Genomic DNA, 2,981 nt, shown 5'->3' with positions numbered 1-2,981 from the left:
TGATGTACTAGTCAACCTCATACTCTTTTATTTTTCATGAAGCAGCTATCTTGAGTAGTGCCAAAGTCACATCATAGTCCGACTCTTCTTTTCGCTAATCGGCAGGCGCCATGTTGATAGTAATTTTTTTTCCGGGAAGTTGGTATTCGTTATTTTTCAAAGCAGCAGCAATGCGATAGCTACTTTCCTTTATAGCATTGTCAGGCAATCCCACAAGATGGTAACCAATACCTTTATCAATATTAACTTCAACAGTAATTGTGGTGGCTTCCACTCCAAAAACAGCACTTCCGAAAACTTTTACTAACATGGCATTTATATTTTGAAAGCTAAAAATAGCAAAAGTTTTACAATTTATTGCAAATTATCACTCATTAATTCGCTTTTGTTTTTGGCATATTCATATCCTTTATGCCACCAATCTTTCATTTTTTCTTTGTTAAAAATCAATGCATTATCGGTAAGTTGCGTTGGTGTATAATATAAATTGAGTTTTACATTTTTATTTTTGGCAGCTAATTTTCCAATTGTGATGTTATGCTTTTCTACCTGTGTGAGTAAGGTTTGAAACAAATCAATCATTAATGAAAATGGATTTTTACCAATTTTTCTAGGTTGCATTTGAACTTCAGTTTCAAGAATTATGACATCAACTTCGGTCGCACCACGTTGAATTGCTTCTCGAATAGGAACCAAACTCGAAAAACCACCATCACCATAATCATATCCATTTTTTGAAACCAAACTCATAAACGGAATATAATTGCAGGAAATCCATATCCATTCACAAAATTCTTCGTAATCATAATCGTCAATCGATTTATATTCTACTTCGTTTTTTGAGAGGTTGGTAACCGTTACAATTACATCGCAAGCTGACGCTCTAAGAGCATCATACTCTTGTTTAGTGAAATTTTCTTTGATATAGTCTAACAGTTTATGGCTCTCTCCAAAAGTTCGTTTTCCTTTCAAAAATTGTTTGAGTACATTCCAATGATTTATAGAAACTATTTCATTTTCTGTATTTATATTTTTTACAACAAACGGGCTGATATCAAAAATACTTCGCATATTGACATTCGAATAAATATCATAAATCTTTTGTACTTCACCCAAAGCCAAATGTGGGATAAGCAAACTGCCTGTCGAACTTCCTATAAGAATATCATATTCGCAACCGTTTTCTTGCATCAAATATTGAGCAACTCCACCACCAAATGCGCCTTTACTTCCACCTCCAGAAATTACTAAAGCTCTCATCCTTTTTCGTCTAATAATCGTTGTAATTGTACTTTTTCATTCTCTTTGAGTTCGGGTAATAACAACTCAAATAACCTTCTAAAATTTTCTTTAGGCAATAAATCTCTGATTTTATCACGACCAAATTTGCTAAACTGCCATTTGTAATGGGTAGTTGCATTGACTAAATTCTTCATCACGGTTTGGTCAGTTGGATTAATTGTTAACACATTGATAATCGCATTTTGACGTACTGAAGTTTCATATTTTGGCGAAGTATAATCAACAAGTTCTTTATAATAATTCAAACGCTCTGCACTTTCATTCTCAATAGAAAAAGTCAAGAATAAAATACGTAAACTTTTATCATTGCCACCAATCCAATCTTTGGTGCTTTCCAAATAGGTACTTCTATCGTTTGGGAAATTTTTCCACAATTTCATAAAAGCAATTTCTTTGGTATCGTATGAGTTATCAGCTAAAAATGTTTCATAATTCGACTTGAATTCAATTGGAATTTCATCGGTAAACTCAGCAACAGCTTGACGTACTTTTAGATGATTAGCTTGCATTGCTAATTCTAAAAGTTCCTTTTTATCTTCAAATTTTACGTCTTTCAATTGATAAATAATTTCGGTTTTCGCAGGATAAAACAAATTCGATTTGAGTATTTCAACAAATTTGTCTTTGTTATCAGCAAATGATTTTTTCCTCATTTGTTGTACATCAAATAAAGTTTGCATGAACGAACTTTTTCGCAACATTTCATTCGCAACATCGGTAGGAAAATTGTAATCTTCAAGCCATAATTTTTGGAACGCGACAGTATCAAAATTAGGAGCCACTTTTTTAACTTCTGCTAAAAAATCACTAGTTTCAACATTTTTGAATTGGTATTTTTTTAAATAATTCTGAACTGCTTTTTGAAACAGCTTCGCTCCAATTTTTTCTCGCATAAAATGCAACGCCCAAGCACCTTTTTGGTAAAACGATAATGAACTTGCTTTTTCATTCATAACCGGAATAGTATCTGTTTTAGCAGCATTCCTGAGTTGCAATGAAGAACGATACAACTGATGATAAAAATAATCATCACCAAAAACCTGTCTTTCAGCCAACAACGCATAATAGGTAGCAAATCCTTCTTGCAACCAATGGTGCTTTCCTGATTTTGCCGTAATCAAATCCCCAAACCATTGATGAGCCAATTCATGCGCATTCACATTGAAATAATTCCGATCAGTAAAACCAATTTCATCTACTACATAATCTTGAGCAAAAAGAGTACAACTGGTATTTTCCATTCCGGCATAAAGAAAATCTTCTACAGGAACTTGTTTGTAAATTTTCCATGGGTACTTCACTCCTATTTCTTTTTCTAAAAAATCGAAAATCTCTTTTGAATAGCGATACGTTGGCTCAAACTTGGCAGTGTCTTTGGGTTGAATAAATAGCTGTATCGGAATTCCTGATTTGGAGGCCACCACTTTATTTCTGAAATCGCCAATAGCAATCGCCAACAAATAGGAACTCATGGGTTTTTGCATTTCATACTTCCATATCTTTTTCTCTTTATCAGGAAAAACATCTTTTAAAACGCCATTGGCTAAAACATTATACTCTTTATCAAAAGTGATATTCATATTAAAAACCACTTTCTCGTTCACATCATCAAAACTCGGAAACCAATGACTGGTGTATTTTCCTTGTCCTTGCGTCCAAATTTGTCCCTCGACTGCGCT

General features: G+C 33.5%; 2 protein-coding genes and 1 pseudogene. All 3 read right to left on the bottom strand.

Annotated elements, in window-relative coordinates:
- Nucleotides 1-97: 97 nt before the first annotated feature.
- Nucleotides 98-310 (bottom strand): annotated as a pseudogene (locus ACK5ON_RS09180) (magnesium chelatase domain-containing protein); the annotation flags it as partial.
- A gap of 44 nt (nt 311-354) precedes the next feature.
- A complete protein-coding gene (locus ACK5ON_RS09175; protein ID WP_409821863.1) occupies nt 355-1,260 on the bottom strand; it encodes a patatin family protein in 906 nt (301 codons plus the stop codon).
- Nucleotides 1,257-2,981 (bottom strand): M1 family metallopeptidase (locus ACK5ON_RS09170; protein ID WP_409821862.1); only part of this gene is annotated, 1,725 nt, incomplete at its 5' end. The genes ACK5ON_RS09170 and ACK5ON_RS09175, both read right to left, overlap by 4 nt.

The sequence above is a fragment of the Flavobacterium sp. genome, assembly GCF_046317795.1.
Lineage (GTDB): Bacteria > Bacteroidota > Bacteroidia > Flavobacteriales > Flavobacteriaceae > Flavobacterium.
This window is presented reverse-complemented; position numbering and strand designations above follow the sequence as displayed.

What these genes read in the sequence shown, in the direction of transcription:
- ACK5ON_RS09175 (WP_409821863.1), bottom strand. Translation starts at nt 1,260, where the DNA reads ATGAGAGCTTTAGTAATTTCTGGAGGTGGAAGTAAAGGCGCATTTGGT.